This is a genomic window from Peribacillus simplex NBRC 15720 = DSM 1321 (assembly GCF_002243645.1).
Taxonomy (GTDB): Bacteria; Bacillota; Bacilli; order Bacillales; family DSM-1321; genus Peribacillus; species Peribacillus simplex.
Genome location: NZ_CP017704.1, coordinates 3,904,417 through 3,920,591, shown reverse-complemented (window position 1 = coordinate 3,920,591; position 16,175 = coordinate 3,904,417). Strand labels below are relative to the sequence as shown.

Annotated in this window: 13 protein-coding genes and 1 pseudogene; all 14 read right to left on the bottom strand. The window is 42.2% G+C overall.

Annotation, left to right across the window (positions count from 1 at the left end):
* Positions 1-192: 192 nt before the first annotated feature.
* Complete coding sequence (locus tag BS1321_RS18900; RefSeq protein WP_063232552.1) at positions 193-3,414, bottom strand: DEAD/DEAH box helicase; 3,222 nt, start codon at positions 3,412-3,414, stop codon at positions 193-195.
* Between the two features lie 170 nt (positions 3,415-3,584).
* Positions 3,585-3,815 carry a YczF family membrane protein gene (locus BS1321_RS18895; protein ID WP_063232551.1) on the bottom strand — a complete coding sequence of 77 codons (231 nt, stop codon included), beginning with the start codon at positions 3,813-3,815 and terminating at the stop codon, positions 3,585-3,587.
* A 19-nt stretch (positions 3,816-3,834) separates the two neighbouring features.
* Positions 3,835-4,953, bottom strand: a complete 1,119-nt coding sequence (locus BS1321_RS18890) for a GerAB/ArcD/ProY family transporter (RefSeq protein ID WP_063232549.1) — start codon at positions 4,951-4,953, stop codon at positions 3,835-3,837.
* Between the two features lie 21 nt (positions 4,954-4,974).
* Positions 4,975-6,198, bottom strand: coding sequence for a Ger(x)C family spore germination protein (locus BS1321_RS18885; protein ID WP_063232547.1), 1,224 nt, complete (start codon positions 6,196-6,198; stop codon positions 4,975-4,977).
* Positions 6,188-7,825 (bottom strand): spore germination protein, encoded by a 1,638-nt coding sequence (locus BS1321_RS18880; RefSeq protein ID WP_063232545.1) that lies wholly within the window; start codon positions 7,823-7,825, stop codon positions 6,188-6,190. The genes BS1321_RS18885 and BS1321_RS18880 overlap by 11 nt, the downstream gene beginning before the upstream one ends.
* A 178-nt stretch (positions 7,826-8,003) precedes the next feature.
* Positions 8,004-8,615: a DedA family protein gene (locus tag BS1321_RS18875; RefSeq protein WP_063232543.1), complete on the bottom strand. Its 612-nt coding sequence runs from the start codon at positions 8,613-8,615 to the stop codon at positions 8,004-8,006.
* An 83-nt stretch (positions 8,616-8,698) separates the two neighbouring features.
* A complete protein-coding gene (locus tag BS1321_RS18870; protein WP_063232542.1) occupies positions 8,699-9,349 on the bottom strand; it encodes a phosphatase PAP2 family protein in 651 nt (216 codons plus the stop codon).
* A 291-nt stretch (positions 9,350-9,640) separates the two neighbouring features.
* Complete coding sequence (locus tag BS1321_RS18865) at positions 9,641-10,879, bottom strand: cytochrome P450 (protein ID WP_063232863.1); 1,239 nt, start codon at positions 10,877-10,879, stop codon at positions 9,641-9,643.
* A gap of 827 nt (positions 10,880-11,706) precedes the next feature.
* Positions 11,707-11,886 carry a hypothetical protein gene (locus tag BS1321_RS18860; protein ID WP_063232541.1) on the bottom strand — a complete coding sequence of 60 codons (180 nt, stop codon included), beginning with the start codon at positions 11,884-11,886 and terminating at the stop codon, positions 11,707-11,709.
* Between the two features lie 131 nt (positions 11,887-12,017).
* Complete coding sequence (locus BS1321_RS18855; RefSeq protein ID WP_063232539.1) at positions 12,018-12,695, bottom strand: DUF975 family protein; 678 nt, start codon at positions 12,693-12,695, stop codon at positions 12,018-12,020.
* A 333-nt stretch (positions 12,696-13,028) separates the two neighbouring features.
* Positions 13,029-13,263: pseudogene (locus BS1321_RS28230) on the bottom strand (hypothetical protein); the annotation flags it as partial.
* Between the two features lie 129 nt (positions 13,264-13,392).
* Positions 13,393-13,647, bottom strand: coding sequence for a biotin/lipoyl attachment domain-containing protein (locus BS1321_RS18850; protein WP_063232537.1), 255 nt, complete (start codon positions 13,645-13,647; stop codon positions 13,393-13,395).
* Between the two features lie 37 nt (positions 13,648-13,684).
* The gene (locus tag BS1321_RS18845; protein WP_063232536.1) at positions 13,685-14,950 is read right to left on the bottom strand and encodes a Glu/Leu/Phe/Val family dehydrogenase; all 1,266 of its coding nucleotides are present in this window, start codon (positions 14,948-14,950) and stop codon (positions 13,685-13,687) included.
* Between the two features lie 22 nt (positions 14,951-14,972).
* Positions 14,973-16,166 carry an ornithine--oxo-acid transaminase gene (locus BS1321_RS18840; protein ID WP_063232535.1) on the bottom strand — a complete coding sequence of 398 codons (1,194 nt, stop codon included), beginning with the start codon at positions 16,164-16,166 and terminating at the stop codon, positions 14,973-14,975.
* Positions 16,167-16,175: the final 9 nt, after the last annotated feature.

Sequence of the window (16,175 nt, the reverse complement as noted above, 5' to 3'; positions counted from 1 at the left end):
ATAAAACATTGTTGTTTTTTATTATATTATTATTGTTACTGAAATATCCTTTCATTTTAAAAAATAAAAAAAGCATTCCTCATTACAAAGAAATGCTCCATAACTAACTATACAATTCATCACTTGTTCCCGTATGTTTAATAACTATGGTTACCTTCAGCTCTACTCGTCTGCGTAACCGTATCCCTCTCCTTATATCATCAGGATTTCCCTGATATCCTCTTCAGTAAGTGCAGATGACGACTTGTCTCCAGGGTCGATGATTTCTTCAATAAGGTGTCTCTTTTTCTCTTGAAGTTCATTCATTTTTTCTTCGATTGTGCCACGGGCTATAAGTTTGATGACTTGAACCGCATTCTTCTGCCCCATTCGATGGGCACGGTCCGCAGCTTGTTCTTCAACTGCCGGATTCCACCAAAGGTCATATAGAATGACTGTATCGGCACCCGTCAGATTGAGACCCGTACCGCCCGCTTTCAATGAAATGAGGAATATATCCCGTTCTCCTGCATTAAACCGATTGCAGATTTCCACACGTTCCTTTGATGGGGTTTGTCCATCCAGGTAGAAAAAGGGTTGTCCCTTCATGGCCAAATCCCTGCCGATAATTTGAAGCATTTTTGTAAATTGCGAGAAAATCAGCACCCGTCTTTCAGAATGCTTCGATTCCTCGAGAATTTGCATCAGTTGCTCATATTTTGCTGAACTGCCTTTATACCCGTCAACAAACAATGCGGGGTGACAGCATATTTGCCGAAGCCGGGTCAAGCCAGCGAGGATCCTGATCCGATTTTTCCGGAGGGTGTCCTTGTCCAGGTGTTTCAGCGTATCATGCCGCAGCTTCGCCAGATAGGCGCCGTACAGTTTCTTCTGATCAGGAAGCAGTTCCATCGATTCCAGCGACTCGATTTTTTCCGGTAATTCCGCTAGTACGTCCTCTTTCATTCTCCGCAGCAAAAATGGACGGATCCTGCGGGAAATCTGCTTCCTGGAGAGGTTGCTATATTCCTTTAACCCCATGAATAGTTCAGGGAATACGACGTGGAAAAGGGACCAGAGCTCTTCTAGTGAATTCTCGATAGGCGTACCAGTCAACGCGAAGCGATGTGCCGCTTTTATCTTCTTGGCCGCTCGTGCCGTTTGTGTCACTGGGTTCTTAAAGGCCTGTGCCTCATCGAAAAACACCGTATGGAAGTCCTCTTTTTCAAACGACGTGATGTCTTTCCGGAGCAATGGATAAGAGGTGATCACTACATCCACGTCCTTCACTTCCTTAAGCAGCTTCGACCTTTCCGTCTTGTCGCCATCTACGACGACGGCTTGTATATCAGGAGCGAATTTAGTGAATTCGCTCAGCCAATTGTAGGTCAAAGATGATGGGCAGACAATAAGCGCCGGAACCCTTTTCTTACGGATGTCAGGTAGCTCGGATAAAATGAACGTGATGCTTTGCAATGTTTTCCCCAGCCCCATATCATCAGCAAGAATCCCGCCAAAACCGTATTGGGCAAGTATTTTCATCCATTTGTAGCCGTTTTTTTGATATTCGCGCAAGATCGGGCTTAGACTATTTGGAACGATGAACTCCAAGGCGCCCGGATTCCTGATATTATCCAAAAACTGACGGAATGATTCCTCCATTGTGAATGTCTGGCTGTCATTCACGGAATCAAGGAGCTGCAGCCCTTTTACGATTGGCATGTTCAGCGTGCTTTCCAGGTCTTCATCCTGTACGGGCAGTGCATTCAGAAAACGATTGATTTCCTCGTATTCCCTTGTTTCAAGGGAAAGCAGCGATCCATTTCTTAAACGATAGTACTTCCTTTTTTCTTCAAGCGCTGCTAAGACCTCACGTATTTGTTTATCTGGGATATCATCCATTTCAAATTTGAATTCGAGCCAATTAGTCCGTTCTTTTTTAATTTTCACCCTAATCCGCGGTGCAGCATTCCCACGGGAAATCCGATTTCTTACAGCCGTCGTGGCATAGATTTGTACCAGCTTTTGGAGTTTCGGAACGATGTGGTATAAAAACTCATATTCCAACTCTTCGTTATGCAAGAAATAGCCGCCGTCCGTCTTGGTAAACTGGCTATCCTCCATCAGCTTTAGTATCTCCGCTTCCTTCTCAACATCCCTTATAATCATCGAGACTGCCTTGGATTCCTGTTTTTCCAAAGGGTTGATTACGATATTTTCATAAATGAATTCCAACCCCGCAAGCAACCTGTTTTTCACTCGATCCAAGTATAGCTTTGCAACCAGCGGTGTCTTCAAAAACAATTCGGTGATGGATCTTGCTATCTGGACTTCACCGAGTCTTTTCAAACCTGGTACCACTTTGTCCAGGAATAATTCCAGCTGGTCATGATGGATTGGAATTTGATTCATCCCCGAATCCTCCATCATTTGCTTTAACTCTGAAAGGCGCTGGAAATCCTCATTTTCGAGCTGAACCAATTTCCCTTCAAATAGAACCAATGTGTATGCATTCATGACAATCATCTCGTGCAGCCTTTTAATATTCAGTTGATAACCTTTGCCCTCGCTTTCGGTAAAGTCAAACTGTAAAGGAAGCGGTCCGTTTGATAAACGAAAGCCATTGAATGTAAGGCCACCATAGGCAAGCTTCACCAAGGGCGCTCTTTCAAGGACGGGGACAAGCCTTCGAAAAGAAGATGGAGGCAAAAGTAATAAGTGATTGTCCAATGTATATTCAGATTTACCCGTCAGGGCGTCAACATAGACTTTTTCATCCGATATCACGGTAATGAGCTCCTGAAGCACTGAATCATTTTCATTCTGAAAACAATGCAATACCGGGTCATATATAAGTGAAAGGGACACTTGGGCAGGCTTTCCTTCTTTAACTCGCTTCAGGAAATCCCGGACATTCGCCACATTGAAAGAACCGATTTTCATTTCCAGTCCTAACATATATTGTTCCGTTCCCATCCATACTGGTTTACACGTAAACTCTGCTTCAAGCATCTTTCTTTTTTCAAAGTGGCGCTGATGACCGCTTTTGCGTACAGGCTGATTATCGAAAAGGGTCAGCAAACCCTCCGACAACTTCTTATTGGCTGAAGCATCAGAACTGTGTGCACGCAGGCCCTCAGGAATCGTTCCATCTCGCTGATGGTCGTAAACCGACAGCAGGACGGCTGCAATATGCTGGCAATCCCTTTGGAAGGAAGCCAGCGTAGGACAGCTGCATTTCGTCTGAAATCCGCCGACAGCATCCACTTCAATCGTGACATGGAAGTCTTCCTTTCCTTTAACCGTTGCTTCACAACCATCAGGACGGTAACTTTCAAATGTCACTTTATTGGCACGATGAAAAGCTTCCCCTCTTTTGAAGGAGACGGCCCCGCACATGTCTTTTATGATTTTTTGATTTAATTTGATATCCAAATTGCCGTCCTCCTCCCGAGGTTTTGTTGTTGAGTGATTTTACATTCCGTTGAAAAATAAGCTCATTTTATCATCATACTATGAAATGGGTTTACGGGGTTGTAAAAAAGCAAAAAGACAAACTCCCATATTCGGAGTTCATCTCTATTTCAGCAAGGGGAATTGCACCATCATTGTTGTCCTTTGGTGTTGCCTTTCTTTTTTTTTCGATAAAAGAAGCTGAACACAAGGAATACAAGAAGAATGAGAAAAAGGATAAGTTCAGCGGGATCCTTCACCAAAAATGGGTTAAAGGCATGCTTTATTGAATTATCCAAATCAAATCCCAATAATATATCCATACCTAAAGTTATGACCACTAAAGGGACTAGGATCAAAACTGTAATACCAAAGATTTTCATTTCTCATTAATTCCACCTTTTAAGAACTTATTTTGTTGCTTGTCTTCCTTTTTTTTCGATTCTTAAAAAAGGCAATGATCAAGAGAAGCAACGGAATGATCACCTGAAATGGCAGATGGATGTAATTTGGTACGGCATCTAGCCCTTCATAGATATGTTCCGTATAGCTGCTTGCTATAATAATCGAGATCAATAAAATGACCATGCCAACAGGGTAAGCAAGTCTGGAGGGCTGTTTAACATTGAAAATATTCGCCGTACCCGTTACCGCTACATAAGTAAATACACTTATCTTAATGAACCCACCAATCAACAACAAAAACAAGAAGTACACATCGAGCCGTTCAAGAATGCCAGCGACCTCTATTGACTGAATGAGGGTAAGAAGAGGATATTGCGAACGTGTTGTAAGGTCCACACCAAGTACAGCAATATTCACAGCCATTATTATCGCGAGAAAAATACCGCTTGTCGCCAAGCCCCCTATCCCAATTTTTTTCAGTCGCTGAGGTTCGTTCAAATAAGGAAAAATCATTAAAAACACGATGATCTCGCCAAATGGAAAGAAAACGGTTTTAGTGAAACCCATTTTCAACATCTCTGTCCCGCTGATTTCAAAAATGGGTTTTAAGTTGTTTAAATGGATCATGCCTGAAGCAATAATCAGAAGCATGAAAGTCATTAAAAGTAAATTCTCCAAGACAAAGAATAGTTCCCCCGTCCTCACCAATACTTCTATCCCTTTACGGACCGTATACACCACGACTAAAATGAATACAGCGTTCGCAAAAAATAACGGAATATGAGGATAGGCAAAAGTAAGCAGTGTATCTCCGAAATCCCTCAGCACCCTTGCAGCAAGATAGATGAAATAAAGGATGTATAGAAAAGCTACAATCCTGCCTAGAAAATTCCCCAATATATGTTTTACAAACTCTGTTAACAGCTGATCAGGGTAGTATTGAAAAAGGCCATAATAAATGAAAAATAATAAAAATCCGCCTATCATCGCAATAAGGATGACTAGCCAAGCAGCCTGCTTGGCTTCACCTGCAAGCGGAACCAAAAGTGCACTGCCCATTTCAAACAGGAAAATAAGGACGAACAGCTGGTAACCGCTGATTTTTGCCTTTTCCATGAGGATGCCACTTCCTTTCCATTATTGATCTTTCTTTTTTAAATTTGAAAGAAATGGCTTATTGCGTAATCCGGTACGGCGAATGAAAGTCTCTACCTGCACATCTACTTCGAGCCTAGGAAAAGAAACATCGTCCCAGTTTTCTTCGATTTTCTTCCATTCTTTAGGGTGGGATTCATGCATGATTTCACCAAAGCCAAAAATATCGGATTTATTTTTCTGTGCCCGAACGATCGCGACTTCCATCTCCTTCTTCACGTCTTTCGCTAACTTCTTTTCAATATCTATCAGAACATGCGTATCGGTTAGATTCAAAGGAACATTCACCTCCCGGATATCGCCTTCTGCACGGACCTTTATCGATATTTTCGGTTTGCCGTTTACCAATTTTGCTCCGACGTTGGTTTTTTGGCGAATAACCTGATAGGTGATTGCGTCTTTTTTTCCCTCCCAATCAAGGTTTAAATTGGTACTTTCGATCCTATCCAATACCCACATTGATCCTATTGCCTTATCGCCATCCAGCCAGTCAATCAATTTCCCATCTTTAAAAACACCTATCCCTACTGCATTAGGGTTTGCCTCAATATCCGAGGACATGGTATTCTCCATACTATCCTCTTTACCTGTGTTTCCTTTCACGGTAAAACCACTTATTATCGGTTCTTTTCCGGTACTAAGCAGATTCTTGATCACCTCTTGGAGATTGATGCTAATATTTTTCCCCTGGGTTTTTTCAGTGGTTTCAATCGTTTTAATGACTTTCTCAGCAGATACCTTATCGATTGCGGTTAACGTTTCGACAATATCCCTTGCTTTCACACCCCGGGCAATCACGATCCTCGTAGTTGCCCTGAATTCCGGTGAGCGCTCAAATGCGTCGAAAATATCGTTGAGGCCCTCTTCTTTTGCTAGCTCCTCACCTATGACAATCAGGTTGGCATGGGCAAAATACATATCTCGTGAAATCTTGGTTGAAGCAAGACTATCCAGTTCAAGCACATTATCTCCGGTGGCCCTATAAATGGATATCGGCGGATTTGTTCCGCCGCCGCCCTGAAGAGCTCCCGCTACATTGCTTGGATTAATGATTTGGAAAGTTCCCACTAACTTTCCTTCTTTATTTCTATCGAGTCCAACTGCCGAGACGATGGCCATTTCGTTTAACTCTGTTTTATCCCAACAGCCGGTGGTGAGTGTAGTACAGATCAACATCAAGAACAGAATTAGCTTTTTACGATTCATTGCCTTCACCTTTTTTCTCGTCAGAAGTTTTCATTCCGCGCGATTCTGGAGGTAGGGGTCTTTGATTTTCGCCTTCCCTTATCAGATTATTTTCGTTGGTTATAAATTTTGGCCTTTCCTTAAAGGCCCACATAGGTCTTCTGAAGAATGTGTCGCCCAACCCTTCCGGATTCAGAGGGGCGAGCGGTGTCATATAAGGAACTCCAAGTGAACGCAGGCTGCATAAATGGACAATAAGGACGATAAAGGCTAAAATCATCCCATAAAAACCTAAAGTGCCGGCACAAATGATGAATCCGAACCGCACAATGCGGGCAGATATGGCTATGGAATAAGAAGGAGTTGCAAAACTGGCAATCGCCGTGATCGAGACGATGATGACCATTGCCGGCGATACGATACCAGCCTGGACAGCCGCCTGCCCGATGACCAATGCTCCGACAATGGACATGGTCGAACCAACAGCCTTTGGCATCCGAAGACTTGCTTCCCGTAATATTTCAAAGGTCATTTCCATGAGAAGCGCTTCAATGACGGCAGGCAAAGGAACCGTTTCCCTTTGGGCCGCTACAATGATCAGCAACTTCGTTGGGATCATTTCCTGATGAAAAGTCGTGGCTGCAACATAGACAGCTGGCCCGACTATAGAAATAATGAAAACGATGATCCGTAAAAAACGTGTGGCTGAAGCAATGTCGAAGCGATTATAGTAGTCTTCGACAGATTGGAAAAACTGTACAAATATTGCCGGTGCCACCAGGACAAAAGGCGTTCCATTAACGAATATCGCCACTCTTCCTTCCAGAAGGTTTCCTGCGACCATATCCGGTCTTTCTGTATGGTTAAGGGTTGGGAATGGGGTCATGACCTGGTCTTCTATCAATTGTTCAATATATCCTGATTCAAGAATGCTATCGATGTTAATTCGATTTAAGCGCTTCTTGACCTCCTCGACAATCTCTTCTTTAACAATTCCATTTATATACATGATGGAAACGTCCGTTTTTGTCACCGTGCCTATTTTCATCGACTCTATCCATAAATCCGGTGTATTGATGATCCGGCGTAACATGGCGATGTTTGTTCCATTCGATTCCGTAAACCCTTCTCTTGATCCCCGGACAGTCAAATGCGTGCTTGGTTCCTGAATCGAGCGCTTTTCTCCTCCTCTTGTACTGGCAACCAGGGCGATGTTTATACCATCAACAAAAATGATGCTGTCCCCTGATAATAATGACAAAAACAATTTTTCCCAATCCTTGACGGTTTCTACACCACCGAGGGAAACCACGTCTTCAGAGATTATATCCAATGCTTCTTGTGGAAGTATTTTTTCTGATAGATGAGGATTTTTCATGATTGACTCAATTAAAAAGTCCGTAACGCTTGGATTATCAATCAGACCCTGCACATACAAAATAGTCGTTTTTATCTCCGGATTTTGACCGATTTTCAACGTTCGGATAATGATGTCCGGACTGTTTCCCGTCTTTTTCTTCACGTTTTCCAGATTTGCTGCAATGGAACTTTCTATATAATCAGGCGTTTTGCTTTTGGATTGACTTTCATCTTCCTTTTTCTTTTCACGTTGCTTCACTTGTCTCTTTTGTTTGAAAAAAGAAGCCATAGCACCGAACCTCATTCCTTTTTCGTTTCACTCATTTTGTCCAAAGCACTCCCCCTTTATTCTGAGTTCTGTCTCTTCCTTCCATAAGAAAAAGGCTGTCGCAATGACAGCCTTTGGTGTTCATATTCGGTTATGTAATGAAAGTGCCGATTCGAACGGCCAATCAACTAAACTGAGATTATACTTTGCCTTTATTCCTTCTAAAAATCAAAACAACGAAAGTAATGAATAGCAATGCCAATATCGCATAAACGATGTTTGAATAAATGTCCATATACCCTACAATATCTTCCCACGAAGATCCAACAGCTGCCCCGATATTCACTAAGATGATGTTCCAAATTAATGTTCCGGATGTTGTGTAAAGCAGAAAGAGCCAAAAGCTCATATGGGACATGCCTGCTGGAATCGAGATCAAGCTTCTGATCAGCGGTACCAGTCTACAGAAAAACACGGTCCATGCCCCATACTTGTCAAACCATGAATTCGCCTTATGGACGTCCGATACCGTTAACCTAAGAATATGGCCCCATCTTTCCACGAACTTTTCAATGACCTTAACATCAAGAAGTAAACCAATTCCATAAAGGACGACTGCCCCTGCCACTGACCCTATAGTCGATGCGATCACGACGCCCATAATCGTCATATTCGCTGTTGTCGTCATGAAACCGCCAAAAGTAAGAATGACCTCAGACGGGATCGGCGGGAAAATATTTTCCAATGCTATTAATAGAAAGATTCCCATATACCCAAAATCATTCATGAATTCCGTAATCCAGTTTTCCATTTAATACGCTCCTAACTTTCTTGAATCAACAGCTGACTTGTTACCTGCCGGCTGCTTATCTTGCAATAACCTTGCTCCCTTTATTAACGATCTTTGTTCTTCCGCCGGTCTTGATACCTTTGGAAAAACCAAATGGAAATCGCAATCCAACAACCACCCGCCAAATATCCGGCAATGATATCACTAGGATAATGGACCCCTAAATATATTCGGCTTATACCTATCGAGAGAATCATCATCATGCTGAACAGAATCAATAGAATCCTTGCCCACCTAGCCCTAATGTGACGCCATAGCAGAAATGTAAGAATACCGTATAAAGAAAATGCATTCATGGCATGTCCACTAGGGAAACTGTACCCCCCTATTTCGATGAGTCGATGTAAATCAGGCCGGGCGCGTTGAAAGAATAGCTTAACCATCAAATTGAGAAGAGGTGAACCAACCATGACTGCAGTGAATAGGACAAGTTCCAAACGATGCTTCAAAACCCTATATAAGAAAAACAAAATGACCAAAGAAAGGATGATCAGGGAACCGGTAGAACCTATGTAGGTAAAGAACTTCATGATGTCCGTCAGAAGAGGAGACTCCCATCCCTGCACCAAGGAAATGACATCTTCATCAAATTTCAGGTATTCATTTGCACTTATGGTAAATGCCATGAAACTGAACCCGATTAAAGAAAGTACACTTATTATAAATGCAATGGTTAATTGCTGCTTTAATTTCATAATAACATCCTTTCACTTTTTAAAACCGTTTCATATGGAAATTTCTATTTTATCATATCTTCTTCATCGCATGGTGAATGTAATTGCTTCATCGCCCGCCAACCTAATTCGGGGAACATGCCTTGGCACAAAATTTTCTACTTTATCATACTACTCTATTCGTCATTGTCTCCTCAACTTCGGGTTACTATAGATTTCCTATTTAACGCATACCATTCAACATGTATGCCATGCTTCCCTACTAACAAGAAAAAAACCTTATGCAGGTTAGTGCACAAGGTTTTTTCGTTTTTAAACCGTACGGAATGCCTTAAGCGGTAGTGATGTCAATGTTTGCCCGGTCGCTGAATCGGTAAGATTCTCTTCTAACTGGAACGATGGCATTGATTCAATATGCTTGAATTTCTTCAGGAATGTAGTAAGCGCAATCTTTGCTTCCAGCCTGGCTAGCGGCGCTCCCAGGCAGAAATGAGGGCCATTTCCGAAGGTTAGATGTTTCTTATTGTTAGGGCGGTGGATATTAAGGGTGAAGGCGTCTTCAAACATCTCTTCGTCCAAATTAGCTGCACTCATCCAAACAACCACGCTATCCCCTTCTTTCAATTCCACTCCCAATAGATCGTTATCTTCCTTTACGGTGCGATCCAATTTAATAAGGTTGAATCGGAAACGAAGCATTTCTTCGACCGCCTGCGGAACCAAATCCAGGTTTTCATGTAACTCTTGATAAACTTCTTTGTCATCATATAGCAGGGAATAAAAGCTATTGGCCAGTAAATGACTTGTTGTCTCGACCCCCGCTCCTAAAATCAGCATGGTCGTCCGGACAACCTCATCATCCGTAAACATTTCCCCATCCACTTCTGACTTCAATAGATCTGAGATGATATCATCTGCCGGGTTTAATCGTTTTTGCACAACAATCGGATACAAATACTGATAGTATTCTTTTGCTGCCACTTGCTTCAATTCATTTACTTCTTCTTGTTTTTCTATATCAAAAGGAAGGAATAAGATATCCACCCATTTCTTAAACAATAAACGATCTTTCGAGGGAACGCCCATCAAATCCGACATGACAATGATCGGAAGCGGACTCGCCAATGATTGCACAATATCGATTTCCGTTTCCTCATCCATTTCTCCAATCAATTCATCTGCAATTTCCTGAATGCGAGGTTCCCAGTTTTGAAGACTTCTAGGTGTGAATGCTGCGGCCAGCAGTGAACGGCGTTTTCTATGCTCTGGTGGATCGGCTTCAGTGATTTGGATCTTTTCAGGTACAGAACCTTCATCACTATCCGTTCCAACCGATATGGTAGTCCGTTTCCGAACACTCGAAAAATGTTTATAATCACTGAGAACCCGCTTCACATCTTCATATTTAAAAACATTCCACGTATCCGTTTCTTCGTGATAACTCACCGGGTCATTTTCTAGCATCTGTTTACACCAAGCGTACGGACTAAATTCCTCCGTCCGTGTTTTAAACTTAGTAATTTCTTTTACTGCAATAATTTCTTTCATGATACCGACTCCTCCCACTTCTCAAAAGTTACCTAACAAAAGGACGAATGTTCAGCATTCCCATCTCAGTCGATTTGTTATAGGGTCGAGCATTCCTGATAGACTTTTTCACCAAATCCTTAAATACACATCTATTCCATTATAGGGTAAAGTCCCGCAACAAACCATGCATCTTCCATACCAGCAGCCAAACATGAAATTTGCCCCACAATCCCAACAACCCTATGTAAAACTGCTTATTTTTGACAATTCCCTTTCTTTTTCTATTTTTTTATGTCTCTCAATTGATGCTTAAAATCCAATCCTCTTTTTCAAATTCGGAGACAGTGCTTTTCACTAAGTTATTTCAGTATAGATATTTTTTTATAATTGCCGGAGTTTAAATCGGAATGACTCCACGTTGCAGCCGTCCAGTTTGTAGACAAAATACGATGATTATTAAAGAAGACTTGGTTATCCTTCATGAATTTTCACTATTTTATATATAATGAAATCCTTAAACTGGCTAGCCGAGACCCCACAGACGCTTGCTTTGATGAGGCTTGGCAGACAGTCGGCGGAATGGGAGCGGATTTCTGAAATCAGCTGGAACGTTTTTTTTGAGGGTTTGTAAATCTGATCGTTGATTTCCACTCCAGGCACTCGCTTTCCGCGGGCTGTCCGGGAGCCTCGTCGGCGCTCGCCTGCGGGGTCTCCCTTGGACACGCTTTCCCGCAGGAGTCTCGTACCTTCCGTTCCAATTAACTAGAACGTTTTTCAAAAAAAAAAACTGCAGGCAAACTCGCTTTTCTTCGAGTTTGTCTACAGTCTGAACGGCTGCACTGTAGCCGTCAATTTTTGCCCCTTTTAATCAGTTCATGTAAATCATCCATTTTCTTTTCCATGATATCCAGTCTGGTTTTACGATGCTTCATGGAACGGAAAAGAGATACGGTCCCCACGATGATCAGAATTAGAAATACAAGGCAAAACAATTGGTATATCAGATCCGCAATATTAAAACCACTCACTATGTAATCCCCCTAAATGGCATTCTCAGTATTCTATTATACACCAGGCAAAATGAACAATTTAACCTTTTTAAAGTTAATCAGGAATTAAGGTATAAAAAACCGATAGCCAATTGCTATCGGTTGATCTTTTATACCTCTATTTGTGGATCGTCAAAATCTTCTTGAGGCACGATTAATTCAGTATAGAATGCAGCCATTGTTGTCCCACAATAAGGAATCAACCATAGTAAACCAATTCCCAGCGTGAACATACAAAGGATGCCCCACCCGATGAAGCTTAGGTGCAAAAGGAAATACTTCCATTTCAAGCCCTTCATTCTTTTTCTGCTTTCTTTAATGGCTTCAAGCACCGTGTATTCAGGATGATCCTTCAATAAGAAAAACAGCTGCGAATAGGCGATGCATTTGATGATACCCGGAATGACTAATAATAATGACCATAAAAAAATGAAAATTGCTTGTAAGATGGATGCCCCAATAAGCTTGAAAGAGGTTTTTCCATCTTTATAGATAGCGAATACTTCTGGAATATCAGGGTTTCCTTCCCTGACCAAATTCAGGTAGAACCAAGTGGTTGAAATGGTAAGCGGGATTAAGGCAATGGAAAAGACCAAGCTGAAGATATCAGACCATAACGGTGTTTCTTCCTGCATGAGCCATTGTGAAAACCCACCGCTTCCGATCACTTCGACAATTAAAGGGAAAATGAGGTTGATCAAGAACAACAGAAACATAAGCGAAACAGTTACTCCCCATTTACCTCCCAACGACTGAAGGGCTTTCCTTTTTAATTCTGAGATTCTCATACGCTGATTTAACTCCCCTTTTTTAAATGGCGGAATTCTGAATAAAATTTGGATACATTCAGAAAGACCACTATTTATTTGATGTCTATCTCACGTCGTATTCAAGCCGCGGGCTTAAATTCCTAGAAAGCACACACAGATAGAATTAAGCTGTTTACCCGGTTTCGAGCAGCCATGATCAACCCCTTTCTGGCCCATTGTCTATTGGCTTGTTTGTTCATAACAGTTTATGAAGGGGAATATGGCAATATGCCCTTCCAAATGAAAAATACCTTCGCGAAACCCTACCCTGTTAAGGTGTACGGTCAGCGAAGGCGCGTTTATAATCTTGGGTCATGTACTTTCTAGTTCTATTTTCCTTCTCCCAGATAGACCGGGCCACGCATTTAATTCTTTCCTAAAATCTTTTCGAACAGCATTGATAAAAATGTTAACACCGTACTCCATGGCATCTTCGTCAAAAGTAAAACGCGGATGATAAGTGGGGATGGGTTATTCCCTTTTCCTTATTCCCAGCTCCTATCAAGAAATAATTGCTAGGTGCCTTCTGTTGGAAAGCTAAAAATTCTCAGCCCCCATCGTTTTTTCTTTTCAAACTTTTTCCTGGCTTTGTCATCACCATTTATTTGATCTCAACAAAAAAAGAGCATCCCAAAGCCGAATCACCTCCGCCTTTGGAACACCCTCTTTCCTATAATCAATCAGAGCCAGTTATAATAAAATCGTCTTGGAGCAAAGCTAAAGGAAGCTTTCTATTTATAGGATCCCCTGCCGAAACATTAATTTCAGTAATGTGACCACTGGCACCTATTGAAACATCAATCAATTTCCCATCTTCCGTCTTCACTAAAAAGAGCCTCTCCCATTCATAAACATAGGAATTCTTTTGAACGTAAACTTGTTCGACGGTCCCATCCTGAGCACACTCGATGGTATGAATCGGTTTTAACACGGAATCACTCCTCCACTCCCCATTATTAGACTAAAGCTTATACCCAGCCGCGGAATATCGAGGCTTCTGCCATTTTTCTGACACCCACCATATACGCTGCCAGCCTCATATCCACTTTTCTTGTCTCGGACATTTCATATACTTGATTAAATGAATTGACCAATAACTCTTTTAATTTGGTTTGGACTTCTGCATCTTCCCAATAATAACCTTGATTATTTTGAACCCATTCAAAGTAAGAAACTGTCACACCGCCTGAGCTTGCCAATACATCAGGTACGAGAAGAACATTGCGTTCCGTCAAGATCTTGGTTGCCTCTAATGTGGTAGGTCCATTCGCTGCCTCCACAACAATTTGGGCTTTGATAAGATGTGCATTTTCTTTGGTGATTTGATTGGAAATGGCAGCCGGCACTAAAATATCACAATCCTGTTCCAGAAGTTCCTGATTGGTGATTGTATTATCGAATAGTGTCGTTACCGTTCCAAAGCTATCCCTTTTATCAAGTAAGTAATCGATATCCAGACCATCCGGTTTATATATGGCACCATATGCGTCCGATATGCCAATCACTTTTGCACCTGCATCATGCATGAATTTGGCCAAAAAGCTTCCTGCGTTCCCAAACCCTTGGACGATGATGCGTGCACCTTTCAATTCTATGCCCTTACGCTTTGCCGCTTCCTCGATACAGATGGTGACACCTTGTGCAGTCGCCTTTTCCCTACCGTGTGAACCGCCCAGTACCAGTGGCTTACCTGTAATGAAACCAGGAGAATCGTGTTCTCTTATTCTACTGTACTCATCCATCATCCATGCCATGATTTGTGAATTCGTATAAACATCCGGGGCCGGAATATCTTTAGTCGGCCCCACTATTTGGCTGATTGCCCGAACGTATCCGCGGCTAAGCCTTTCCAATTCACCAATGGACATTTGGCGCGGATCACAGATGATGCCGCCTTTTCCTCCGCCATATGGCAGATTCACGATTCCGCATTTCAAACTCATCCACATTGAAAGTGCTTTGACTTCTTCCTCATCGACTTCGGGATGAAAACGGATTCCGCCTTTCGTCGGACCGACAGCATCGTTGTGCTGGGCACGGTATCCAGTGAAAATCTTCGTCGTATTGTCATCCATCTTAATTGGAATCCGGACGGTCAGCATCCGAAGAGGTTCCTTCAAAAGCTCGAACACTTCTTCAGAATAGCCAAGCTTATCCAGCGCCTCCTTGATTACGACCTGTGTTGAATCAAGTAAGCTGGCAGTTTCTTTTTCTTCTTTGATCGTTGTACTCAATGGAATTCACCTCATAGGTATATTAGGATAAAACTCTTTTTATGCGTTCGATTGCCCAATCCAAGTCTTCTTTTGTAATCACTAATGGCGGAGCAAAACGGATGACTGTATCATGTGTTTCTTTACATAGCAGTTTTTCTTCTTTAAGCTGCTCACAATAAGGTCTTGCTGCTTCTGTCAATTCGACTCCGATGAATAAGCCTCTGCCACGGATATCTTTAATCATTGGATTCTTGATTTCTTTTAAACTATCCATAAAGTATTGTCCAAGCTCCAACGAACGTTCCGCTAGCTTCTCTTCTTCAAGGACTTCCAATGAAGCGATGGAAACCGCACATGCCAATGGATTGCCTCCGAATGTAGAACCATGGGAACCAGGATTGAATACGCCAAGGATTTCACGGTTTGCAGCTACGCAAGAGATTGGGAAAACCCCGCCGCCTAGCGCCTTACCTAGAATGTACATATCCGGAACTACCCCATCCCAGTCAGAGGCGAACATTTTTCCTGAACGTCCAAGTCCTGACTGAATTTCATCAGAAACGAATAGGACATTATTTTCTTTACATAAGTCGGAAGCTTCTTTTAGGAATCCTTGTGGCGGTATGATGATTCCTGCTTCACCTTGAATCGGTTCGATTAAAAATCCAGCCGTCTGCGGTGTAATCGCTTCTTTCAATGCATTAAGATCGCCGTAAGGGATAAGCTTGATCCCTGGTAACATCGGTCCAAAGCCTCTTCTATATTCCTCATCGGATGACAAGGACACTGCTGCCATCGTACGGCCATGGAAGTTCCCGATACAAGCAATGATTTCAGCTTGGTTTTCTGCGATTCCCTTAACATCATAACCCCAGCGTCTAACAGCTTTGATTGCTGTTTCAACGGCTTCAGCACCCGTATTCATAGGCAGCGCCATGTCTTTTTGCGTAATGCGTGAAACCATTTCATACCATGGGCCTAATTTATCACTATGGAATGCACGGGACGTTAATGTTACGCGATCAGCTTGTTTTTTTAATTCGTCGATGATTTTCGGATGCCTGTGGCCTTGGTTCACTGCTGAATAGGCACTAAGCATATCCATATATTTGTTGCCTTCAGGATCTTCCACCCAAACTCCTTCTGCCTTCGAAATGACGATTGGAAGTGGATTATAATTGTTTGCACCATATTGTTCTGTTTGCTCGATTAATTTATCCGTTAATGTTGTCATGTTGATTCC